The organism is Streptomyces sp. NPDC040432, assembly GCF_055595445.1.
Genome location: NZ_JBVIVP010000040.1, coordinates 7180 through 33454, shown reverse-complemented (window position 1 = coordinate 33454; position 26275 = coordinate 7180). Strand labels below are relative to the sequence as shown.

1 protein-coding gene and 1 pseudogene are annotated in these 26275 nt (G+C 73.6%); both read right to left on the bottom strand.

The features are described 5' to 3' along the window. Nucleotides 1–34 precede the first annotated feature (34 nt). Nucleotides 35–3700 (bottom strand): annotated as a pseudogene (locus ACZ58N_RS37750) (type I polyketide synthase); the annotation flags it as partial. 67 nt (nucleotides 3701–3767) lie between these two features. Beyond that, nucleotides 3768–26270 (bottom strand): SDR family NAD(P)-dependent oxidoreductase, encoded by a 22503-nt coding sequence (locus ACZ58N_RS37745; RefSeq protein ID WP_471169822.1) that lies wholly within the window; start codon nucleotides 26268–26270, stop codon nucleotides 3768–3770. Nucleotides 26271–26275 lie beyond the last annotated feature (5 nt).

Sequence of the window (26275 nt, the reverse complement as noted above, 5' to 3'; positions counted from 1 at the left end):
GGGCGAGGCTGTCCACCGTCGCGACGGGAGCACCGTCAACGTCGGCGATCTCCAGTCGTACGGCGTCCTTGGCCGCCCGGGTGAGGCGTACACGGAGAGCGTCCGCGCCACCGGCGTGGACGGAAACCCCCGACCACGAGAACGGAAGCCGCGCCTGACCGGTGTCCTCCACGAGCGAACCGAGACTGATGGCGTGCAGCACGGAATCGAGGAGCGCGGGATGAAGCGTGAACCGGTCCGCACCCGGCGCGGTTTCGTCACCGAGGCTCACCTCGGCGAACACCTCCTCGCCGCGCCGCCACGCGGCACGCAGCCCCTGGAACACCGGACCGTAACCAAAACCGGAATCCGCCAGACCCTCGTACAGGCCCTCGACATCAACGGCATCCGCACCGACCGGCGGCCATGCCACCAGATCGAAGCCCGGCGCCCCGCCCTCACCCTCGACCAACGTCGCCGTCGCGTTACGAACCCACGGCTCATCCCCGGCCGCCAGCCCATCACGCGAATGGAAAACCACCGGACGCCGACCCGACCCGTCCGGGCCACCCACGGTGATCTGAAGCTCGACACCACCCTCCTCCGGCAACACCAACGGAGCGGCAAGGGTGAGTTCATCGACCAGATCACACCCGACCTGATCACCGGCACGCAACGCCAACTCGACGAAGGCCGTACCGGGCAACAACACCGAACCCATCACCATGTGATCCACCAACCACGGGTGAGTCGCAAGCGACAACCGACCGGTGAGGAGCAACCCATCCGCATCGGCCAGCGTCACCGTGGCACCCAGCAGCGGGTGATCGGCGGACCGGAGGCCGACGGTGGTGACGTCCCCGCCGAGGGTTCCGGCGTCGAGCCAGTAGTGCTCGCGCTGGAAGGCGTACGTGGGCAGGTCGACGTACTCGGCTCCGGTGTCGGAGTGGTACGCCTGCCAGTCGACGGCGATGCCTCGGACGTGGGCCCGGGCGAGGGCCGTGACGACGGTCTCCGCTTCCGGGCGGTCCTTGCGCACGGTCGGTACGAAGGCGGTGGAGTGGGTGTCGTCGGAGGTGAGGCAGTCCTGAGCGAGAGCGGACAGGACGCCGTCGGGGCCGAGTTCGACGTACGTCGTCACCCCGGCGGCCTCCAAGGTCCGGACACCGTCGAGGAAGCGGACCGTGTCGCGGACGTGCCGGACCCAGAACTCCGCCGAACCCATCTCACCGTCGGCGACCAGGGCACCGGTCAGGTTGGACACGACCGGAATGCTCGGGGCGGCGAACGACAATCCCGCCACGACCTGGCGGAACTCGTCGAGCATGTCGTCCATGTGCGGCGAATGGAAGGCGTGGCTCACCGTGAGCCGCTTGGTCTTCCGGTCCGTGAACGACTCGGTGACCGCTGTCGCAGCGTCCTCGTCACCGGCGATCACGATCGAGCGCGGGCCGTTGATCGCCGCGATGCTCACGCGGTCGGTCAGCAGCGGCAGGACCTCCGCCTCCGACGCCTGGATCGCGATCATCACGCCACCGGCCGGCAGGGCCTGCATCAGCCGTCCGCGCGCCGCGACCAGCGTGCACGCGTCGTCCAGGGACAGCACACCCGCCACGTGCGCGGCGACGATCTCACCGATCGAATGCCCGGACACGAAGTCCGGCTTCACACCCCACGATTCGAACAGCCGGAACAGCGCGACCTCGATCGCGAACAGCGCCGGCTGCGTGTATCCGGTCCGGTCCAGGAGTTCGGCGTCGGAACCGAACAGAACTTCCTTCAGGGGGAGTTCGAGTGCCATTCCTTCGCACACGGCGTCCAGGGCGTCCGCGAACACCGGGTACGCGTCGTACAGGGCGCGCCCCGTTCCGAGGCGTTGGCTGCCCTGCCCGGTGAACAGGAAGGCGACCTTCCCGCGCGCCGCGATCTCGCCGCGGACGATGTGCGAGGCCGCGGCCTCGTCGTCGGAGGCGAGGGCGGCCAGGTCCGCGAGGGCGTGTTCCCGGTCGGCGGCCACGACGACGGCACGGTGTTCGAGGGCGGCGCGACCGGTGGCCAGGGAGCGGCTGATGTCGGCCGCCGGCTGCTCGGGGTGGGCGCGCAGGTGGGTGAGGAGGCGCGCGGCCTGGGCCCGCAGGGCGTCCTCCGTACGGGCCGATACGGGCCACGGGAGGGCCGGGGGAACCACGGTACGACGCTGCGGCGTCGCCTCGGAAGCACCGGAGCCGTCGGAGGCCCCGGAGGTCTCGGAGGACCCGGACGCGGTGGGTGCGGTCTCCGTGGCGTCGGTCGACGCTCCGGCGGTGGGCTCGACCTCAACGGGTTCGGCGGGGACCTCGGCCGGGGCCTGCTCGATGATGGTGTGCGCGTTGGTGCCGCTGATACCGAACGAGGAGATCGCCGCGCGCCGGGGGCGGCCGGTCTCCGGCCAGTCGACCGTGTTGCGGAGCAGCGATACGGCGCCCGCCGCCCAGTCGACCTTGGCCGACGGTGCGTCCACGTGCAGGGTCTTCGGGATCCGGCCGTTGCGGATCGCCATGACCATCTTGATGACGCCCGCCACACCGGCGGCGGCCTGGGTGTGCCCGATGTTCGACTTGACCGAGCCGAGCCACAGCGGCCGGTCCTCGGTGTGTTCCCTGCCGTACGTGGCCAGCAGTGCCTGTGCTTCGATCGGGTCGCCGAGGGTCGTGCCGGTGCCGTGTGCCTCGACCACGTCGATGTCGGCGGCCGTGAGGCGGGCGTCGGCGAGGGCCTGACGGATGACGCGCTGCTGGGACGGGCCGTTGGGTGCCGTGAGGCCGTTGGAGGCGCCGTCCTGGTTGACGGCGGAGCCGCGAACCACGGCGAGGACGCGGTGGCCGTTCTTGCGGGCGTCCGACAGTCGCTCGACGAGCAGCATGCCGGCGCCCTCGCCCCAGCCGGTGCCGTCGGCGGCGTCCGCGAAGGACTTGCAGCGTCCGTCGAAGGACAGACCCCGCTGCTTGCTGAACTCGGTGAAGGTTCCGGGCGTCGGCATGACGGTGACGCCGCCCGCGAGGGCGAGCGTGCACTCGCCCTTGCGGAGCGCCTGCATGGCGAGGTGCAGGGTGACGAGGGAGGACGAGCACGCGGTGTCGACGGTGAGCGCCGGGCCCTCCAGGCCGAACGTGTACGAGACGCGGCCGGAGGCGATGCTGCTGGAGCCGCCGGTGCCGAGGTAGCCCTCGACCTCCGGCGGTACGGCGCGCAGCCGTGACGCGTAGTCGTGGTACATGACGCCGGTGAACACGCCGGTGCGGCTGCCGCGCACCGACGTCGGGTCGATGCCGGCCCGCTCGAAGGCTTCCCAGGCGATCTCCAGCAGCAGGCGCTGCTGGGGGTCCATCGCGACGGCCTCACGGGGTGAGATGCCGAAGAACTCCGGTTCGAAGCGGTTGGCGGTGTGCAGGAAGCCGCCTTCGCGCACATAGCTCGTGCCGCGCCCGTCGGGGTCCTCGTCGAACAGGTTTCCCGTGTCCCAGCCCCGGTCGGTCGGGAAGGGCGAGATGGCGTCGGTCTCGTCGGACACCAGCCGCCACAGGTCCTCGGGGGACTCGACGTCCCCGGGGTAGCGGCAGCTCATCCCGACGATCGCGATCGGCTCCTGCTCCTCCGACTCGACCTCCTGGAGCCGGCGGCGCGTCTCGTGGAGATCGGCCGTCACCCGCTTCAGGAAGTACCGGAGCTTTTCCTCGTTCATGCGTGCATCCCTCGTACAGAAGCCGTGGAGTCAGGGTGGTGGGAAGGGGCGGGGTGGAGCTGCCGCGTCATGAGATGCCGAACTCCTTGCCGATGAAGTCGAAGAGGTCGTCGTCGGTGGCGCTCTCCAGTGCCTCGGCCACATCGGGTCCGTCGGGTTCGGCCGGCAGGTCCGCCGCCGCGTCCGCGGCCTCGCTCCAGGCGGTGAGCAGGGCTTGGAGGCGTTCGGTGATGCGGTCGCGGCCGGCGGAGTCGGGCGTCGAGGTGACGAGCGTCTTCTCCATCCGGTCCAGTTCGGCGAGAAGTGGGGGTACGGCCGCCGCGCCGTGCTGCCAGAGTTCGTCCCGGAGGTACTCGACGAGTGCCGTCGGTGTCGGGTAGTCGAAGACGAGGGTGGCGGGCAGTCGTACGCCGGTTGCGGCGCCGAGCCGGTTGCGGAGTTCGACGGCGGTCAGCGAGTCGAAGCCGACTTCGTTGAACGACCGTGCCGGGTCGACCGCTTCCGGTCCGGCGAAGCCGAGGACTCCTGCGACGTACGTGCAGACGAGTTCCAGCAGGGACTCGTTCCGTGCGGCGGGCGAAAGTCCGGAGAGACGCTCGCGCAGTTCCGCTCCCCCGTCGGTACCGGCGGAGGTGTTGTTTCCTGCGGTCCGGCGGGTGGGGGTGCGGACGAGGCCGGTGAGCAGCGGCGGGAGCATCCCGGTGCCCGCCTGGGTACGGAGCGCGCCCAGGTCCAGCTTCACGGGAACCAGCAGCGACTGTCCCGTCGCCGGCGCGGCATCGAACAGAGCCAGACCTTCGGCAGCCGTCAGCGCGTTGACACCACCCCGGCCGAGCCGGGAGACGTCCTCGGCATCGAGGGTGTCCCCCATGCCACCGGTTTCGGCCCACAGACCCCAGGCGAGGGACGTGCCCGCCAGGCCCTGGGCGTTGCGGTGTACGGCGAGGGCGTCCAGGAAGGTGTTGGCCGCCGCGTAGTTGGCCTGCCCCGCACCACCGAACACACCGGCCGCCGAGGAGAACAACACGAACGCGGACAGGTCCAGATCGGCCGTGAGCTCGTGGAGGTTCCACGCGGCATCGACCTTCGGACGCAGTACCGCCGACAGACGCTCACCCGTCAGGGACCCGATCACACCGTCGTCCAGAACACCGGCCGTGTGCACCACACCCGTCAACGGATGCTCCGCCGGGACAGCAGCCAGCACGGCCGCCAACGCGGCACGATCGGCGACATCGCAGGCCGCCCACGACACCTCGGCACCCAGACCGGCCAACTCCGCCGACAACTCGGACGCGCCGCCCGCCGCTTCACCGCGACGACTCACCAGCAGCAGGTGCCGTACGCCGTGCTCGGCGACCAGATGCCGGGCGAACAGCCCACCCAGCGAACCACTCGCACCCGTCACCAGAACGGTCCCCGCGTTGTCCCACTCCGGCGCGGCAGCATCCGTACCGGCCGACGCACGCGCCAGCCTCGGTACCAGCACCGCACCGTCGCGCACCGCGACCTCGGACTCCCCCGAGGCCAGTACGGCGGTGAGGGTCCGGTACGACGCGTCCGTGCCGTCGGTGTCGGCCAGGACGATCCGGCCAGGGTTCTCCGACTGCGCCGAACGGACCAGACCCCACACCGGGGCGTGTACGAGGTCCGGGAGGTCCTCGCCCTGTGCGGTGGCCACCGCGCCCTGCGTCAGGAACAGCAGGCGCGAGTCCGCGAAGCGGTCATCGGCCAGCCATTCCTTGAGGAGTTCCAGTACCCGAGCCGTCTCGGTGTGCACCGCACCCGCTACGTCGCGCGGGTCGGTCGACGTGGGCAGCGGGACGCAGACCAGCGTCGGGTCCGTGAGGGTCCCGAGGGCGTCGTGGGTGTCGTAGCGGACACCCACCGCGTCGAGCCCGGGGTGACCGTCGGCGAGGAGGGCCCAGGGACGCTGCTCGGCCGTGGGTGCCGGGGTCGGTTGGAGCGGCGTCCACTCGATCCGGAACAGCGACTCGTGGCGACCGCCGCGTGCGGCGCCGATCTGGTCGGGCGAGACCGCCCGCAGGGCGAGCGACGCGACGGAGGCGACGGGCGCGCCCGTCGGGTCCGCGAGCTCCAGCGACACCGCGTCCCGGCCGGCCGGGGCCAGCCGGACGCGTACGGCGGAGGCGCCTGCCGCGTGGAGCCGTACGCCGGCCCAGGCGAAGGGCAGTCGGCCCTGACCGGTGTTCTCGACGAGGGAGCCGAGTCCGGCGGCGTGGAGGGTGGCGTCCAGGAGCGCCGGGTGGAGGCCGAACCAGTCGGCCGTTCCCGCGGTGTCCTCGTCGAGGCTGACCTCGGCGTACACGGCGTCGCCGTGCAGCCAGGCGGACCGCAGGCCCTGGAAGGCGGGGCCGTAGTCGAAGCCGGCGGCGGCGAGGCCGTCGTAGAGGCCGTCGATGTCGACCGGTTCGGCTCCGGCGGGCGGCCAGGTGGTGAGGTCGGCCGCCGGGGTCGGGGCGTCGGCTGCGGTGGCGAGGACGCCGGTGGCGTGCCGTGTCCACGGCTCGTCGGCCGGGCTGTCCTCGTCCCGGGAGTACAGGGAGAGGGCCCGTCGGCCGGATTCGTCGGTTCCGGAGAGGGAGAGGCGGAGTTGGATTCCGGCGTGCTCGGGAAGGACGAGCGGGGCTTCCAGGGTCAGTTCCTCCAGGATGTCGCAGCCGACCTGGTCGCCGGCGCGGACCGCGAGTTCGACGAAGGCGGTGCCGGGCAGGAGGACCGAACCGAGGACGGCGTGGTCGGCGAGCCACGGGTGGGTGGCCGCGGCGAGGCGACCTGTGAAGAGGAAGCCGTCCGAGTCGGGCAGTTCGACGGCGGCGCCGAGCAGCGGGTGGTCCGTCGTGCCGAGTCCGAAGCCGGCGGCGTCGCCCGGGGCGTAGGGGCCGGTGGGGGCCGAGTCGAGCCAGTACCAGTCGCGTTGGAAGGCGTAGGTGGGCAGTTCGATCGGGTGGGCGCCGGTCGGGGCGAAGTAGCCGTCCCAGTCCACGCTCGCGCCGTGGGTGTGGGCGAGGGCGAGGGTGCTGTTGAGGGTTTCGGGCTCGGGGCGGCCGGTTCGCAGGGCGGGCGCGAAGCGAGCCGCGTCGTCCTGGGCGAGGCAGTCCTGGGCGAGGGCGGAGAGGATCCCGTCGGGCCCGAGTTCGAGGTACGTCGTCACCCCCGCGGCCTCCAGGGCGCGGACGCCGTCGAGGAAACGGACCGTTTCGCGGACGTGCCGCACCCAGAACTCCGCCGAACCCATCTCACCATCGGCGATCAGCGCGCCGGTCAGGTTGGAGACGACCGGGATGCGCGGAGCCCCGTACGACAGGCCCTCGACCACCTTGCGGAAGTCGTCGAGCATGCCGTCCATGTGCGGCGAGTGGAACGCGTGACTGACCGTGAGCCGCTTGGTCTTCCGGTCGGGGAACGAGGCGGAGACGGCAGTGGCGGCATCGTCGTCACCGGCGATCACGACCGACTGCGGACCGTTGACCGCGGCGATGCTCACCCGGTCCGTCAGCAGCGGCAGAACCTCCGCCTCCGACGCCTGGACGGCGATCATCACACCGCCCGCGGGCAGCGCCTGCATCAACCGGCCACGCGCCGCCACGAGGGTGCACGCGTCGTCCAGCGACAACACGCCCGCGACGTGCGCGGCGACGATCTCACCGATCGAATGCCCGGACACGAAGTCCGGCCGCACACCCCACGATTCGAGGAGCCGGAACAACGCCACCTCGACCGCGAACAACGCCGGCTGCGTGTACTCCGTCCGATCCAGCAACTCCGCGTCCGAACCGAACAGGATCTCCTTCAGCGGGAGTTCATGGGCGATCCGCTCGCACACCGCGTCCAGGGCGGCGGCGAACACCGGATGGGCGGCGTACAGTTCCCGGCCCATGCCGAGGCGTTGGCTGCCCTGCCCGGTGAACAGGAAGGCGAGCTTTCCGGTGCCGGCCGCACCCAGGGTTCCGCGCGTCACCGCGGTGGCGGTCGGGTCGGCGTTCTCCAGTGCGGTCAGACCACGGAGCAGTTCGTCCCGGTCGCCCGCCACGACCACCGCGCGGTGGTCGAAGGCGGCGCGTCGGGTGGCCAGCGAGTAGGCCACGTCGGTGGCGCGGACCTGGGGCGTTTCCTCCAGGCGGGCCCGCAGGCGGGCCGCCTGGCCGCGCAGGGCGTCGGCCGACTTGGCGGACAGCACGTACGGCAGCGCGGACGCGGGCTCGGTCACAGGGGCGGTCGTCGCAGGGTCAATCGTGGGAGCGGTCGCGGGCGAGGCGCTCGCCCGGGGCTCGTCGGGGGCCTGTTCGATGATCGTGTGCGCGTTGGTGCCGCTGATGCCGAACGAGGACACACCGGCCCGGCGCGGGCGGCCCGTCTCCGGCCACGGCACGGATTCCGTCAGGAGGCTGACGGCGCCGTCCTCCCAGTCGACGTGCGGGGTCGGCTCGTCGACGTGGAGGGTCCTGGGCAGGATCCCGTGCCGCATCGCCATGATCATCTTGATGACGCCGGCGACACCGGCGGCGGCCTGCGTGTGGCCCACGTTCGACTTGATCGAACCGAGCAGGAGGGGCTCGTCGGCCGCGCGCTCGCGTCCGTAGGTGGCCAGGAGGGCCTGGGCTTCGATCGGGTCGCCGAGGGTCGTACCGGTGCCGTGCGCCTCGACCACGTCGATCAGGTCACTGGTCAGTCCGCCGGAGGCGAGGGCCTGGCGGATGACGCGCTGCTGGGACGGGCCGTTGGGGGCGGTCAGGCCGTTGGAGGCGCCGTCCTGGTTGATGGCCGAGCCACGGACCACGGCGAGCACCGGATGCCCGTTGCGGCGGGCGTCCGACAGTCGCTCGACGAGGAGCATGCCGGCGCCCTCGGCCCAGCTGGTGCCGTCGGCAGCAGCCGCGAAGGACTTGATGCGGCCGTCGGCGGCCAGTCCGCGCTGCCGGCTGAACTCGGTGAAGGTGCCCGGGGTCGACATGACGGTGACACCGCCGGCCAGCGCCATCGTGCATTCGCCGTTGCGGAGAGCCTGGATCGCCCAGTGCAGGGCGACGAGGGAGGACGAGCACGCGGTGTCGACGGTGACCGCCGGCCCCTCCAGGCCGAACGCGTACGAGACGCGGCCCGAGGCGATGCTGCCGGAGTTGCCGGTGCCGAGGTAGCCCTCGACCCCGTCGGGTACGGAGGTGATGCGGGTGGCGTAGTCGTGGTACATGATGCCCGCGAAGACGCCGGTGCGGCTGCCTCGCATCGACGCCGGGTCGATGCCGGCGCGCTCGAACGCCTCCCACGACGTTTCCAGCAGCAGGCGCTGCTGCGGGTCCATCGCGACGGCCTCGCGGGGCGAGATCCCGAAGAACGCCGGGTCGAAGCGGCCCGCGTCGTGGAGGAAGCCGCCCGAGCGGGTGTAGCTGGTCCCCTTGCCGTCCGGATCCGGGTCGTAGAGCGACTCCAGGTCCCAGCCGCGGCCCCGGGGGAACTCGGAGATGGCGTCGATGCCACCCGCCACCAGGCGCCACAGGTCCTCGGGGGTCTCGACGCCTCCGGGATAGCGGCAGCTCATGCCGACGATCGCGATCGGGTCGTCCTGGAACGAGGCGCCGACGGTGACCGGCAGCGCGGTGGCGGCGCCGGTGGTCCTGCCGTCCGCGTCCCCGGTCAGGCCCAGGACCTCGGTCCGCAGGTACGCCGCCAGCGTGCTCGGCGTGGGGTAGTCGAAGACGAGGGTGGCGGGCAGCCGCTGGCCGGTGGCGGCCCCGAGGCGGTTGCGCAGTTCGACGGAGGTCAAGGAGTCGAAGCCGAGCTCCTTGAAGGCCCGGTCGGCCGACACCTCGTCGGTCGAGGCGTGCCCGAGTACGGCGGCCACCTCGCTCCGGACGAGGTCCAGGAGCACCTGCTCCCGCTCGGCCGGCGATAGCGCGGACAGTCGGGTGATGAGCGCGGAGCCGTCGGCCGTTGCGGCCTGTCCCGCCGCCCGGCGTGCCGGTACGCGGACGAGGCCGCGCAGCAGGTCGGGAACCATGCCGCTGCGGGCCTGGGCGCGCAGGGCGGCCAGGTCGAGCGGGAGCGGCACGAGGAGGGGTTCGGTGGTGCGGCGGGCCCTGTCGAAGAGGGCGAGGCCGGTGGCCGGTGACAGGGCGCCGATGCCACCGCGGTTGATGCGCTCGTGGTCACCGCCGGCCAGGTCACCACCCATGCCTCCGACACCCGTCCACAGACCCCAGGCGAGCGCGGTGCCGGCCAGGCCCTGGGCGTTGCGGTGTGCGGCGAGGGCGTCGAGGAAGGTGTTGGCCGCCGCGTAGTTGGCCTGCCCCGCACCACCGAACACACCGGCGGCCGAGGAGAACAACACGAACGCGGACAGGTCCAGGCCGGCCGTGAGCTCGTGGAGGTTCCACGCGGCATCGACCTTCGGACGCAGAACCGCCGACAGACGCTCACCCGTCAGGGATCCGATCACACCGTCGTCCAGAACACCGGCCGTATGCACCACACCCGTCAACGGGTGCTCCGCCGGGACAGCCGCCAGCACGGCCGCCAACGCGGCACGATCAGCGACGTCGCAGGCCGCCCACGACACCTCGGCACCCAGACCGGCCAGCTCCGCCGACAACTCGGGAGCGCCCTGGGCCGCCTCACCACGACGGCTCACCAGCAGCAGGTGTCGTACGTCGTGCTCGGCGACCAGGTGCCGGGCGAACAGCCCACCCAGCGAACCACTCGCACCCGTCACCAGAACGGTGCCCTCAGGGTCCCACTGCGGCGTGGCCTCGTCCTCGGCGGCCGAAGCACGCGCCAGCCTCGGCACCAGCACCGCACCGTCGCGCACCGCGACCTCGGACTCGCCCGAGGCGAGCGCGGCGCCGAGAGCCGCCTCCACGTCACCGTCGACATCGACGTCGACCAGCACGATCCGGCCAGGGTTCTCCGACTGCGCCGAACGCACCAGACCCCGCACGGCGGCGTGCACCAGGTCGCGTACGCCCTCGCCGGGTACGGCTTCCACCGCGCCGCGCGTCAGGAAGACCAGTCGGGAATCGGCGGGCCCGTCGGCTGCGGCCCATTCCTGGAGGATCTCCAGGGCCCGGCCGGTTTCCGCGTGGACGGCGGCGGCGACGTCCCCGTCGGTGTGGTCCAGGAGCGACACCACCGAGGCGGGCTCGGTCCCGTCGCCCTCTCCCCACATGGACCAGTCGTCGAACGTGCCGCCCGTCGCCGAGTCCGTCCACTCGACGCGGAACAGGGCGTCACGGGTGAGGTCCGGGCCGGCCGCGAGCTGGTCGCGGCCGACGGCCCGCAGGGCCAGGCCGGCGATCGAGGCGACCGGGGCTCCGGTGGCGTCGGCCAAGGTGAGGGCGACCTCGCCGTTGCGGCCGGTGGTCAGACGTACCCGCAGCTCGGAGGCTCCGACCGCGTGCAGCCTGACTCCGGACCAGGAGAACGGGAGGCGGCCTTCGGTGCCGTCGGCGGCGCCGAGTCCGAGTGCGTGCAGGGCGGCGTCCAGGAGGGCCGGGTGCAGGCCGAAGCGTGCGGCCTCGGCGGTGGCGCCGTCGGGCAGGGCGACCTCGGCGTAGTGCGTGCCGTCGTGCTTCCAGGCGGCCCGCAGGCCCTGGAACACCGGGCCGTAGCCGAAGCCGGAGTCCGCGAGGCCTTCGTACAGGCCCTCCACGGGCACGGCCCGCGCGCCGGCGGGGGGCCACTCGGTGAGACCCTGCGGGGCGGGGTCGGACCCGGCCGCGAGCACGCCGACGGCGTGCCGCGTCCACGGCGCGTCCGTGTCCGCGTCCTCCGGACGGGAGTGGAGGGCGAGGCTGCGGCGCCGGCCCGACGGGTCGGCCGCTGCGACGGAGAGCCGCAGTTGCACGCCGCCCTGCTCGGGCAGTACCAGCGGTGCCTCAAGCGTGAGCTCGTCGACCAGGTCGCAGCCGACGTGGTCACCGGCTCGGAGCGCCAGCTCGACGAAGGCCGTGCCGGGCAGGAGGGCGGCGCCCATGACCCGGTGGTCCCCGAGCCACGGGTGGGTGGCCAGCGACAGCCGGCCGGTGAAGAGGTGGCCGTCGGAGTCGGGCAGTTGGACCTCGGCGCCGAGCAGGGGGTGGTCGGTGGTGCCGAGTCCGGCCGCCCCGACGTCGCCGTTCGCGCGGCCGGCGTCGAGCCAGTGAACGGTGCGCTGGAATGCGTACGTCGGAAGGTCGACGCGGGGGGCCCCGAGCGGGGCGTAGAAGGCGGTGCGGTCGACGGTGGTGCCGCGCACCCAGGCCGTGGAGAGCGCCGAGAGGAGGGTCTCGGCCTCGTCGCGTCCGGAGCGCAGGGCCGGGGCGAAGGCGGCTTCCCGGGTGAGGCAGTCCTGCGCGAGGGCGGACAGGATCCCGTCGGGGCCGAGTTCGACGTACGTCGTCGCACCTGCGGCTTCCAGGGCGCGCATGCCGTCGAGGAAGCGGACGGCTTCGCGGACGTGCCGGACCCAGAACTCCGCCGAACCCATCTCACCGTCGGTGACCAGGGCACCGGTCAGGTTGGAGACGATCGGAATGCGCGGGGCGGCGAAGGACAGCCCCTCCACGACCCGGCGGAAGTCGTCGAGCATGGCATCCATGTGCGGCGAGTGGAACGCGTGGCTCACCGTGAGCCGCTTGGTCTTCCGGTCCGGGAGGGCCGCCACGACCACGGCCGCCGCGTCCTCGTCACCGGCGATCACGACCGACTGCGGACCGTTCACCGCCGCGATGCTCACCCGGTCCGTCAGCAGCGGAAGGACCTCGTCCTCCGACGCCTGAACGGCGATCATCACGCCACCGCCAGGGAGCGCCTGCATCAACCGACCACGAGCGGCGACGAGCCTGCACGCGTCGTCCAGCGACAACACACCGGCCACGTGCGCGGCGGTGATTTCGCCGATCGAGTGTCCGGACAGGAAGTCCGGCTTCACACCCCACGACTCGACGAGCCGAAACAACGCCACCTCGACCGCGAACAACGCCGGCTGCGTGAACCGCGTCTCATCCAACAGACCCGCATCCGACCCGAACAGCACATCCTTCAAAGGCAGTTCGAGATCCATGCCCTCACACACCGCATCCAACGCGGCTGCGAACACCGGGTAGGCGTCATAGAGCTCACGGCCCATCCCGAGGCGCTGACTGCCCTGGCCGGTGAACAGGAAGGCGAGCTTCTCGCCGGCGGTAGGTGAGCCCAGGACGAGGCCGGGGGCCGTGCGGCCCTCCGCGAGGGCCGTCAGGCCGGTGCGGAATCCGTCGAGGGTCGACGCGATCACGGTGGCGCGGTGTTCGAAGACGGCCCGGCCGGTGGCCAGGGAGTGGCCGATGGCGGTGGGTTGTGCGTCGGGGTGGGCGTCCAGGTGGGACAGGAGGCGCTCGCCCTGGGCGCGGAGGGCTTCGGGTGTGCGGCCCGTCAGGTGCCAAGGGAGCGCGACGGGGGCTGCCGGGGTGTCCGGGGTGATCGGGACGGTCGTCGGGTCCGTCGGGAGTTCGACGATGGCGTGCGCGTTGGTGCCGCTCATGCCGAAGGACGAGATGCCCGCGCGGCGGGGGCGGCCGGTCTCGGGCCAGGGGCGCTGCTCGGTGAGCAGGGAGACCGCGCCCGCGGACCAGTCGACGTGCGGGGAGGGCTCGTCGACGTGGAGGGTGCGGGGCAGCACGCCGTGCCGCATCGCCTGGACCATCTTGATGATGCCGGCGACGCCGGCGGCGGCCTGGGTGTGGCCGAAGTTGGACTTGATGGAGCCGAGCCACAGGGGGTTGTCCGCGGGCCGGTCCTGGCCGTAGGTGGCCAGCAGGGCCTGCGCCTCGATCGGGTCGCCGAGTCGGGTTCCGGTGCCGTGCGCCTCGACGGCGTCCACTTCGGAGGCGGTCAGGCCGGAGTTGACGAGGGCCTGGCGGATGACGCGCTGCTGGGCGGGGCCGTTGGGGGCCGTGAGGCCGTTGGAGGCGCCGTCCTGGTTGACGGCGGTGCCGCGGATCACGGCGAGTACCTGGTGGCCGTTGCGGCGGGCGTCGGAGAGCCGCTCGACGAGGAGCATGCCGATGCCCTCGCCCCAGGCGGTGCCGTCGGCTGCGGCGGCGAACGGCTTGCAGCGGCCGTCGGCGGCGAGACCGCGCTGTCGGCTGAACTCGGTGAAGACGTCGGGGGTGGTGATGATGGTGACGCCGCCCGCCAGGGCGATCGAGCATTCGCCGGAGCGCAGGGCCTGCGCGGCCAGGTGCAGGGCGACGAGGGAGGACGAGCAGGCCGTGTCGACGGTGACGGCGGGGCCCTCGAAGCCGAAGGTGTAGGAGACGCGGCCGGAGGCGATGCTGCTGGAGCCGCCGGTGCCGAGATAGCCCTCGACGCCTTCGGGCACGGTGTTCAGGCGGGAAACGTAGTCGTTGTGCATCTGGCCGACGAACACGCCGACCTGCCGGCCGCGCAGGGCCGTCGGGTCGATGCCGGCGCGTTCGAAGGCCTCCCAGGAGGTTTCCAGGAGGAGCCGCTGCTGCGGGTCCATGGCGAGGGCCTCGCGCGGGTTGATCCCGAAGAAGCCGGGGTCGAAGTGGTGGGCGTCGTAGACGAAGCCGCCTTCGCGGGCGTACGAGGTGCCGGGGTTGTCGGGGTCCGGGTCGTAGAGCGCCTCGGTGTCCCAGCCGCGGTCCGCGGGGAGGTCGGCGATGCCGTCGCGGCCTTCGGCGAGCAGCTCCCACAGGTCCTCGGGGCTTCGGACGCCGCCGGGGAAGCGGCAGCTCATCGCGACGATGGCGATGGGGTCGTCGGCGTCGGCGGCGCCGGCCGGGTGGTGCGGGAGGGCGGCGGCAGCGGCGGCGGCCTCGGAGCCGAGGAGTTCGTCCTTGAGGTGGGCGGCGAGGGCGGTGGGCGTCGGGTAGTCGAAGACGAGGGTGGCGGACAGGCGGACGCCGGCGGTGGCGCCGAGGCGGTTGCGGAACTCGACGGCGGTCAGTGAGTCGAAGCCGAGGTCCTTGAATGCGCGGCCGGGTTCGACGGCGTCGGGGGTGGCGTGGCCGAGTACGGCAGCCACCTGGTCGCGTACGAGGTCGAGGAGGAGCGTGTCGCGTTCGGGCTCGGGGAGCCGTACGAGTTGCTCGACCAGCGGGGTTCCGGTGCGGGCCGTGCCGGCTTCGACGGCTCGGCGGGCGGGGGCGCGGACGAGGCCGCGCAGCAGGGCGGGGACCATGCTCGCGTCTGCTTGCCGCAGGGGGGCGAGGTCGAGCTGCATGGGGACGAGGTGGGCGTCGCCGGTGCGGTGGGCGGTGTCGAGGAGGGCGAGGCCCTCGTCGGTGGAGAGGCCGAGGACGCCGGAGCGCGTCATGCGGTCCTTGTCGGCGGTGTCGAGTTCTCCCGTCATGCCGCTGGCTTCGGCCCACAGGCCCCAGCCGAGGGAGGTGCCGGGCAGGCCGTGGGCCTGGCGGTGGCGGGCGAGGGCGTCGAGGAAGACGTTCGCGGCGGCGTAGTTGGCCTGTCCGGCGCCGCCGAAGGTGCCGGCGGCGGACGAGAAGAGGACGAAGTCGGCGAGGTCGAGGCGGCGGGTCAGTTCGTGGAGGTGGAGGGCGGCGTCGGCCTTGGGGCGCAGGACGGTGTCGAGGCGTTCGGGGGTGAGTGCCTCGGCGATCCCGTCGTCGAGGACTCCGGCGGTGTGGACGACCGCGGTCAACGGGTGTTCGGCGGGGATGCTGTCGAGCAGGGCGGCGAGCGCGTCGCGGTCGGCTGCGTCGCAGGCGGCGATGGTGACGTCGGCGCCCAGGTCGCGGAGTTCGCCGGCGAGTTCGCGTGCGCCGGTGGCGGCCTCGCCGCGGCGGCTGGTCAGGACGAGCCGGCGGGCGCCGCGGGCGGTGACGGCGTGTCGGGCGACGTGTGCGCCGAGGGTGCCGGTGCCGCCGGTGATGAGGACGGTGCCTTGCGGGTTCCATGCGGCGGGCACGGTCAGGACGATCTTGCCGGTGTGGCGTGCCTGGCTGAGGTAGCGGAACGCCTCGGGTGCTTGGCGGAGGTCCCAGGCGGAGACGGGGATGGGGTGCAGGGCGCCGGCCTCGAAGAGGCCGAGCAGTTCGGTGAGCATCTCCTGGATGCGGTCGAGGCCGGCTTCGGTGAGGTCGAAGGCCTGGTAGGTGACGCCGGGGTGGGCGGCGGCGACCTCGTGGGGGTCGCGTACGTCGGTCTTGCCCATTTCGACGAAGCGGCCGCCGCGCGGCAGGAGCCGCAGGGAGGCGTCGACGAACTCGCGGGCCAGGGAGTCGAGGACGACGTCGACACCGTGGCCGTCGGTGGCCGTGCGGAAGGTTTCCTCGAAGTCGAGGGTGCGGGAGGAGGCGATCCGGTCGTCGGTCAGGCCGAGTCCGCGCAGGGTGTCCCACTTGGCGGGACTGGCGGTGGCGTAGACGTCGGCGCCCCGGTGGCGGGCCAGTTGGACGGCGGCCATGCCGACGCCGCCGGCCGCGGCGTGCACGAGGAGGGTTTCGCCCGCGCGCAGGCCGGCGAGGTCGTGCAGGGCGTAGTGGGCCGTCATGAAGACGATCGGGACGGCCGCCGCCTCGGCGAACGTCCAGCCCGCCGGCATGGGGGCGATCATGCGGCGGTCGACGACGGCGAGCGGGCCGAACGCGCCGGGGAGCATGCCCATGACGCGGTCGCCGGGGGTGAGGTCGGTGACGCCGGGGCCGGTCTCCAGGACGGTGCCGGCGCCTTCGCTGCCCATCAGACCGGGGTCGCCGGGGTACATGCCGAGGGCGTTGAGGACGTCGCGGAAGTTGAGGCCGGCGGCGCGTACGGCGACGCGGACCTGGCCGGGTTCCAGGGGTGCTTCGGATTCGGGGCTGGGGACGAGCGTGAGGTGGTCGAGGGTGCCCTTGTCCTCGATGTCCATGCGCCAGGCGGCGCCGTCCGCAGGCGGGGTCAGCGGGGTGGTGGTGGGGATCCGGGCGAGGCGGGGGGCGTGGACGGTGCCGCGGCGGATCGCGAACTGTGGTTCGCCGGTGGCGAGGGCGGCGGTGAGGAGGGTGGTGTCGGGGCCGGTCGCGGCGGTGTCGAGGTCGGCGAGGACGAACCGGTCGGGGTTTTCCGACTGGGCGGAGCGGACCAGGCCCCAGGCGGCGGCGTGGGCCGGGTCGGTGAGGTCCCAGTCGCCCTGGGCGGCGACGGCGCCGCGGGTGACGAACACGAGGCGGGAGCCGGCGAACCGGTCGTCGGCGAGCCAGCCCTGGACGAGGGCGAGGGCCCGGTGGCCGGCGGCCCGGACGGCGTCGGTGGTGAGGGGGGTCCCGTCGGTGGTCGGCGGGCAGGGGGCCAGGACGTGGGCGGGGGTGTCCGTGCCCGCGTCGACGGCGGCGGCGAGTGCGGCGAGGTCGGCGTGGACGGGGCCGGGCAGGGCGTCGGTGTCGGTGCCCACCACGGCCCAGGGGGTCTCCTCGGTGGTCGGGAGGGCCGGCAGGGGCACCGTGGCCCACTCGACGCGGAACAGTGACTCGTGGTGCGCGGTGCGGGACGCGGCGGTGAGCCGGTCGGCGGAGACGGGCCGCAGCACGAGGTGGTCGACCGCGGCGACGGGCGCGCCGGTGCTGTCGGCGAGGCGCAGGGAGATGCTGTCGTCGCCGTCGGGGGTGAGGCGGACCCGCAGCGCGGACGCGCCGACGGCGTGCAGGGACACCCCGCGCCAGGAGAACGGGAGCCGGCCCTGACGGTCCGCGTCGGGGGACGGTTGGAGGAACGTGGCGTGCAGCGCGGCGTCCAGGAGCGCCGGGTGCAGCCCGAACCGGCCGGCGTCGGCCTGTCGGTCGTCGGGCAGGGCGACCTCGGCGTAGACGTCGTCGCCGAGGGTCCAGGCGGCGCGCAGGCCCTGGAAGACGGGCCCGTAGGCGAAGCCGCCGCTGCCGAGGTGTTCGTACAGGCCGTCCACGGTGACGGCTTCGGCGCCGGGCGGGGGCCAGGCGGTGAGGTCGAAGGCGGGGCGGGGTGCGCCGGTGGCGAGGACACCGGCCGCGTGCCGGGTCCAGGGTTCGTCGTCGGCGGCGTCGGGGTCGCCCGAGTACAGGTCGAGGGTGCGGCGGCCGTCGTGGTCGGGTGCGCCCACCACGATCTGGAGGCGTACCGCGGTGTGCGGGGCGAGGATCAGTGGTGCTTCGAGGGTGAGTTCCTCCAGGACGTCGCAGCCCGCCTGGTCGCCGGCACGGATGGCGAGTTCGACGAAGGCGGTGCCGGGCAGCAGGACGGTGCCCATGACGGCGTGGTCGGCGAGCCAGGGGTGGGTGTCGAGGGAGAGGCGTCCGGTGAACAGGAAGCCCTCGCCGTCGGCGAGCGGTACGGCGGCGCCGAGCAGCGGGTGGTGGGCGGCGCCGAGGCCGGCCGACTCCACGTCGCCGATGTGTCCGGCGGGTGCCTCCAGCCAGAACCGGCGGCGTTGGAAGGCGTAGGTGGGCAGGTCGGTGCGGCGGGCGCCGGTCGTGGCGAAGTACGCGGCCCAGTCGAGGGGGACGGCGCGGGTGTGGAGGGCGGCGATGGCCTCGGCGAGCGTCTCGGCCTCGGCGCGGTCGCGGCGCAGCGCCGGGACGAACACGGCGTCCGCCGCGGAACCGGAGGCCGTCCCGGTGTCGGGTTGGGTGTCGGTGAGGCAGTCGCGTCCGAGGGCGGACAGGACGCCCTGCGGGCCCAGTTCGAGGTAGGTGGTGACGTGTTCGGCGTCCAGGGTGCGGATGCCGTCGAGGAAGCGGACGGCTTCGCGGACGTGCGCGACCCAGTGTTCGGGGGTGCGCAGTTCCTCGCCGGCGACGGTCCCGGTGAGGTGGGTGACGACGGGGATGGTGGGCGCGTGGTAGGTGAGTGAGGCGGCGACGTCGTGGAAGGCGTCGAGCATGCCGTCCATGAGCGGGGAGTGGAAGGCGTGGCTGACGGTGAGTCGCTTGGTGCGGCGGCCGCGACGTTCGAACTCGGCGGCGATCTCCAGGGCGAGGGTCTCGTCGCCGGAGATGACGACGGAGGAGGCCGAGTTGACGGCGGCGATGCCGATGCGGTCCTCGTGGCCGGTGAGCAGCGGGCGGACCTCGTCCTCGGTGCCGGTCAGCGCGATCATCGCGCCGCCTGCGGGGAGTTGCTCCATGAGGCGGCCGCGGGCGGCGACGAGGGCGGCCGCGTCGGGCAGGGTGAGGACGCCTGCGACGTGCGCGGCGGTGATCTCGCCGATGGAGTGGCCGGCGACGAAGTCGGGGCGCACGCCCCATGAGGCGACGAGTCGGTAGAGGGCGGTCTCCAGCGCGAACAGGGCGGGCTGGGTGTGGCCGGTCCGGTTCAGGCGGGTGTCGTCCTCGTCGAACAGCACGTCCTTGAGGGGTTGTTCGAGGTGCGGGTCGAGGGCGGCGCAGACCTCGTCGAGGGCGGCGGCGAACACGGGGTGGGCGGCGTACAGTTCGCGGCCCATGCCGGGGCGTTGGCTGCCCTGGCCGGTGAAGAGGACGGCGAGGCGGCCGTCGGCGGTGTCGTGGCGGACGAGTCGGGCACTGTCCTTGCCCGTGGCGAGCGCGTCGAGTCCGGTCAGGAGCCCGTCGCGGTCGGCGGCGACGACGGTGGCGCGGCGGTCCAGGGCGGTGCGGGTGGTGGCGAGGGAGAACGCCAGGTCGCCGGCACCGGTGTCGGGGTGTTGTTGGAGGTGGTCGGCGAGGCGTGCGGCTTGGGCGCGCAGCGCTTCGGGGGTGCGGCCGGAGAGGACGTACGGGAGCGGGGCGCCCACGGTGGCGGCGTTCCCGGCCGCGTCGGTGGGGGTGCGCGCCTCGGTGTCCTGGTCGGCGGGCGGCTGCTCGATGATGACGTGGGCGTTGGTGCCGCTGACCCCGAAGGAGGAGATTGCGGCGCGGCGGGGGCGGTCCGTTTCGGGCCAGGCGGCGGCCTCGGTGAGGAGTTCGACGGCGCCCGCGCTCCAGTCGATGTGCGGGGACGGCTCGGCGATGTGCAGGGAGGCGGGCAGGATGCCGTGGCGCATCGCCTGGACCATCTTGATGATGCCGGCGGCGCCGGCGGCGGCCTGGGTGTGGCCGATGTTCGACTTGATGGAGCCCAGGTGCAGCGGCCGGTCCTCGGGGCGGTCCTGGCCGTAGGTGGCGAGGAGGGCCTGGGCCTCGATGGGGTCGCCGAGGGTGGTGCCGGTGCCGTGGGCCTCGACGGCGTCGACGTCGGCGGTGGTCAGGCCGGCGTGGGCGAGGGCTGCGCGGATGACGCGCTGCTGGGACGGGCCGTTGGGGGCGGTGAGGCCGTTGGAGGCGCCGTCCTGGTTGACGGCGGTGCCGCGGACGACGGCGAGGACGGGGTGGCCGTGGCGGCGGGCGTCGGAGAGCCGCTCGACGAGGATCATGCCGGCGCCCTCGGCCCAGGCGGTGCCGTCGGCGTCGGCGGAGAAGGACTTGCAGCGGCCGTCGCTGGACAGGCCGCGCTGGCGGCTGAAGTCGATGAAGGTGTCCGGGGTGGACATGACGGTGACGCCGCCGGCGAGCGCCATGTCGCATTCACCGGAGCGCAGGGCCTGCGCGGCCAGGTGCAGGGCGACGAGGGAGGACGAGCAGGCCGTGTCGATGGTGACGGCCGGGCCCTCCAGGCCGAAGGTGTAGGAGACGCGGCCGGAGGCGACGCTGCCCGCCGTGCCGGTGCCGAGGTAGCCCTCCAGGCCCTCGGGGACGGCCGGGAGACGCGTCAGGTAGTCGTGGTACATGACGCCGGCGAAGACGCCGGTGCGGGTGCCGCGCATCGACGCCGGGTCGAGGCCGGCGCGTTCGAACGCCTCCCAGGAGGTTTCCAGCAGGAGCCGCTGGTGCGGGTCCATGGCGAGGGCCTCGCGGGGGTTGATGCCGAAGACGTCGGGGTCGAAGTCGGCGGCGTCGTGGAGGAAGCCCCCGGTGCGGGTGTACGAGGTGCCGGCGCGGTCGGGGTCGGAGTCGTACAGCCCGTCGAGGTTCCAGCCGCGGTCGGTGGGGAACGGGGAGATCGCGTCGACGGAACCGGCGACGAGCTGCCACAGTTCCTCGGGGGTGCTGACGCCTCCGGGGTAGCGGCAGCTCATGGCGACGATGGCGATGGGCTCGTCGGCGACGGCCCGGGTGCCCGTGGCGGTGGGCGTGGTGGGCGCGGCCAGGTCGCCGAGGAGTTCGGTGCGCAGGAACGCGGCGAGGGCGTTCGGGGTGGGGTAGTCGAAGACGAGGGTGGCGGGCAGGCGGACGCCGGTGGCGGAGCCCAGCCGGTTGCGCAGTTCGACGGCGGTGAGCGAGTCGAAGCCGAGTTCCTTGAAGGCGCGGCCCGGGTCGACGGCGTCGGGGCCGGGGAAGCCGAGGACCGCGGCGACCTGGACGCGGACGGTGGCCAGCAGCAGCCGGTCGCGTTCGGCGGCGGTCAGCGGCAGCAGGCGTTCGGTGAGGCCGTCGGCGGGGGCGGCGCCCCGATCGGCGGCGGTCCGGCGGGCGGCGGGGCGGACGAGGCCGCGCAGCAGCGGCGGGACCATGCTCGCGTCGGCCTGCCGCAGGGCGGCGAGGTCGAGGTGCATGGGGACGGCGGTGGGTTCGCCGCCGGTGCGGGCGGTGTCCATGAGGGCGAGGCCCTCGGCGGAGGACAGGGCGGCGACGCCGGCGCGGGCGATGCGCTCCAGGTCGGTGTCGGCGAGGTCACCGGTCATGGCGCTGCGTTCGGCCCACAGGCCCCAGGCGAGGGCGGTGGCGGGCAGGCCTTCGGCGCGGCGCCGGTGGGCGAGGGCGTCGAGGAAGGTGTTGGCGGCGGCGTAGTTGGCCTGGCCGGCCGCACCGAGGGTGCCGGCGGCGGCGGAGAACAGGACGAACGCGGCGAGGTCGAGGTGGCGGGTCAGTTCGTGCAGGTTGACGGCCGCGTCGACCTTGGCGGGCAGGACGTGGTCGATGCGGTCGGGGGTGAGCGCTTCGAGGATGCCGTCGTCGAGGACGCCGGCGGTGTGGACGACGGCGGTCAACGGGTGCTCGGCGGGGACGGTGTCGAGCAGGGCGGCGAGCGCGGCGCGGTCGGCGGCGTCGCAGGCGGCGAGGGTGACGTCGGCGCCCAGCGCGCGGAGTTCGGCGAGGAGTTCGGGGGCGCCGTCGGCGGCCTCGCCGCGGCGGCTGGTCAGCAGGAGGCGGCGGACACCGTGGGCGGTGACGAGGTGGCGGGCGACGAGCCCGCCGAGGGTGCCGGTGGCGCCGGTGACGAGGGCGGTGCCGTCGGTGTCGAGGGGGCGGGCCCCTTGTCCTTCGCCGGTGGGCCCGGCGGGGACCCGGCCGAGCCGGGGGACGACGGCGCGGCCCTCACGCAGGGCGAGTTGCGGCTCGCCGGTGGCCAGCGCGGCGGGCAGTGCGCGCAGCGACTCCTCGCGGTCGTCGAGGTCGACGAGTACGAACCGGTCGGGGTGCTCGGACTGGGCGGAGCGCAGCAGGCCCCACAGCGGGGCGTGGGTCAGGTCGGGGACGTCGGAGCCGGCGGTGGTGGCGACCGCTCCGTGGCTGACGAACACCAGTCGGGAGTCGGCGAGGCGGTCGTCGGCGAGCCAGGTCTGCGCGAGGTCCAGGGCGTGGTGCAGGGCTCCGGCGACGGCTGCGGGCAGTGCGGGGTCGACGGGGGTCGCGGAGGGCGTGCCGGTGGCGGGCAGCGGGACCACGACGGCTTGCGGCACGGGGCCGCCGGCTTCGATCGCGGCGGCCAGTTCGGCGAGGCCGGTGTGGGTGGCGGCGGTGGGCAGCACGGTCGTGAACCGGGAGCCTGCCGCGGCGTCGGTCGCGGTCGCGTCGAGCAGGGCCCACCGGCCGGGGGCGACGGTGATCGCGGCGGGCAGGGCGAGCGGGGTCCATTCGACGCGGAACAGCGAGTCGTGGAAGGTCGTGCGGGCGGCGCGCACCTGGTCGGGGGTGACGGGGCGCAGCAGCAGGGCGTCGACGGTGGCGACGGGGGCGCCGGTCTCGTCGGCGAGGTCGACGGAGACGGTGTCCTGGCCGGCGGGGGCCAGGCGCACCCGCAGGGAGCGCGCACCGACGGCGTGCAGGGTGACGCCGCTCCAGGAGAACGGCAGTCGGCCGTGTTCGGTGTCCTCCAGCAGCTCGCCCATGCCGACGGCGTGCAGGGCGGCGTCCAGGAGGGCCGGGTGCAGGCCGAACGGGGCGGCTTCGGCGTGGGCCTGCTCGGGCAGGCGGATCTCGGCGAAGACCTCGTCGGCGCGCTGCCAGGCGCCGGTGAGGCCCTGGAAGACGGGACCGTAGGCGAAGCCGGAGGCGGTGAGGTGTTCGTAGAGGCCGTCGACGGGGACGGCGGTGGCGCCGGGCGGGGGCCATGCGGTCAGGTCGGCGCCGGCGGCGGGGTCGCGGGGGGCGGGGGCGAGGAAGCCGGTGGCGTGGCGGGTCCAGGTGCCTTCGCCCCAGGTGTCGTCGGCGGCGTCCTCGGGGCGGGAGTGCAGGGTCAGGGAGCGTCGTCCGTCGGCGTCGGGGGCGTCGACGGCGAGCTGGATCTGGATGCCGCCGTGCGGCGGCAGGGCCAGGGGCGCCTGGAGGGTGAGTTCGTCGAGGAGTTCGCAGCCGGTGTGTTCGCCGGCGCGGAGGGCGAGTTCCACGAAGGCCGTGCCGGGGAGCAGCACGGTGTCCATGACGGTGTGGTCGGCGAGCCACGGGTGGGTGGCCAGGGAGAGCCGGCCGGTGAACAGGTATCCGTCGCCGTCGGCGAGGGAGATGGCGGCGCCGAGCAGGGGGTGGTCGGCGGAGCCGATGCCGGCGGCGGTGACGTCGCCGGTCCAGGCGGTGAGCTGCTCGGGCCAGTACAGGCGCCGCTGGAAGGCGTAGGTGGGCAGTTCGACGCGGGTGCCGGCGCGGCCGGCGAAGACGGCGGACCAGTCGACGCGGATGCCGTGGACGTGGGCGCGGGCGACGGCGGCGGTGAACGCGGCCGGTTCGGGGCGGTCGGTGCGCAGCGCGGGCACGAACACGGCGTCGGTGTGGCCGTCCTCGTCGCCGAGGCAGTCCTGGGCGAGGGCGGTGAGCACGCCGCCGGGGCCGACCTCGATGAAGGTGGTGACGCCGAGGGCGGCGAGGCCGCGTATCCCGTCGAGGAAACGGACGGCTTCGCGGACGTGCCGGACCCAGTAGTCGGCGGTGCAGATCTCCTCGGCGGTCACGGAGGCGCCGGTGAGGTTGGAGACGATCGGGATGACGGGCGGCGCGTAGGTGACGGCTTCGGCGGCCTCGCGGAACGCGTCGAGCATGCCGTCCATGAGCGGCGAGTGGAAGGCGTGGCTGACGGTGAGCCGCTTGGTGCGGCGGCCGCGGGCCCGGAGGGTTTCGGCGAGTTCCGTGGCGTCGTGCTCGTCGCCGGAGACGACGACGGAGCGGGGGCCGTTGACCGCGGCGATGGAGATCCGGGCGGTGAGGAGCGGGGTGACCTCCTCCTCGGTGGCCTCGACGGCGATCATCGCGCCGCCGGTGGGCAGTGCCTGCATCAGACGGCCGCGGGCTGCGACGAGGGCGGCCGCGTCGGGGAGGGTGAGGACGCCGGAGACGTGGGCGGCGGCGAGTTCGCCGATGGAATGCCCGATGAGGAAGTCGGGTCGCACGCCCCACTGTTCGAGCTGCCGGTGGAGGGCGACCTCGACGGCGAACAGCGCGGCCTGGGTGTGGGCCGTCTCGTCGAGGAGGGCCGCCTCGGCGGTTCCGGGCTCGGCGAACAGGACGTCGTACAGGGGGCGTTCGAGGTGGGTGTCGAGGGCGTCCCGGACCTCGTCGAGGGCGCGGGCGAACACCGGGTGGGTGGCGTACAGTTCGCGGGCCATGCCGGGGCGTTGGCTGCCCTGACCGGTGAACAGGAAGGCGGTGTTGCCCTCGCCGACGGCGCCGACGACGCCGGTCGTGGGCTGCTCGCCGGCGGCGAGCGCGTCGAGGTCGGTGAGGAGCCCCTCCCGGTCGGCGGGGAGGAGGACGGCCCGCCGGTCCAGCGCGGAGCGGCTGGTGGCGAGGGAGAGTCCGAGGTCGGTGAGGGCCGTGGGGCCGTCGGCGAGGGCCGGGTGGGCGCGCAGGTGGGCGGCGAGCCGGCCGGCCTGGGCGCGCAGGCCGTCGTCGCCGTGGCCGGAGACGAGCAGCGGCACGGGCCCGGTGGTGGCCCGGACGGCGGCATGGTCGCCCGCGCCCGTACCGCCGGGCTCGGCGGTGGCCGGTTCGGCGGGAGGCGCCTGTTCGATGACGGTGTGGGCGTTGGTGCCGCTGACGCCGAACGAGGAGATGCCGGCGCGGCGCGGTTGGCCGGTCTCGGGCCACGGCACGGACCGGTCGAGGAGTTGGACGTCGCCGGTGGCCCAGTCGACGGCGGAGGACGGCTGGTCGATGTGGAGGGACTCGGGCAGCACGCCGTGCCGGATCGCCTCGACCATCTTGATGATGCCGGCGACGCCGGCGGCGGCCTGGGTGTGGCCGATGTTCGACTTGATGGAGCCGAGCCACAGCGGCCGGCCCTCGGGCCGGTTCTGCCCGTAGGTCGCCAGGATGGCCTGGGCCTCGATGGGGTCGCCGAGGGTGGTGCCGGTGCCGTGCGCCTCGACGACGTCGACCTGCGCCGGGGTGAGCCCGGCGTTGGTCAGGGCCTGGCGGATGACGCGCTGCTGGGACGGGCCGTTGGGGGCGGTGAGCCCGTTGGAGGCACCGTCCTGGTTGACGGCGGTGCCGCGGACCACGGCGAGGACGGGATGGCCGTGGCGGCGGGCGTCGGCAAGCTTCTCGACGAGGAGCATGCCGACGCCCTCGCCCCAGCCGGTGCCGTCGGCGCCGTCGGCGAACGGCTTGCACCGGCCGTCGGGGGCGAGGCCGCGCTGCCGGCTGAACTGCACGAAGGCGCGCGGGCTGGACATGACGGTGACACCACCGGCCAGGGCCAGGGAGCACTCCCCCGACCGTAGGGCCTGCACGGCCAGGTGGAGGGCGACGAGGGACGACGAGCAGGCGGTGTCGATGGTGACCGCCGGGCCTTCGAGGCCGAAGGTGTAGGACAGCCGGCCGGAGACGACGCTGGCGGCGTTCCCGGTGAGGAGGTACTGCTCGACTCCCTGGGGGACGCCGTCGCGCAGCAGGTCGGGGTAGTCCTGGCCGTTGGTGCCGATGAACACGCCGGCCTTGCTGCCGCGCAGGGTCACCGGGTCGATGCCGGCGCGTTCGAAGGTCTCCCAGGACGTTTCGAGCAGCAGGCGCTGCTGCGGGTCCATGCCGAGGGTTTCGCGGGGGCTGATCCCGAAGAACCCGGCGTCGAACTCGCCGACGCCGTCGAGGAATCCGCCCTCGCGGGTGTACGAGGTGCCCCGCTGGTCGGGGTCGGCGTCGTACAGGGCCTCGATGTCCCAGCCCCGGTCGTCCGGGAAGTCGGTGATGGCGTCCCGGCCGCCGGAGACCAGGTCCCACAGGCCCTCCGGCGACTGGATGCCGCCGGGGAACCTGCAGGCCATGCCGACGATCGCGATCGGCTCCGGCTCCTGGGCCTCGACCTCGCGCAGGCGCTGCCGTGTCTGGTGCAGATCGGCCGTCACCCGCTTCAGGTAGCCGATGATCTTGTCCTGATCCGCAGCCTGATCCGCCATTGGAA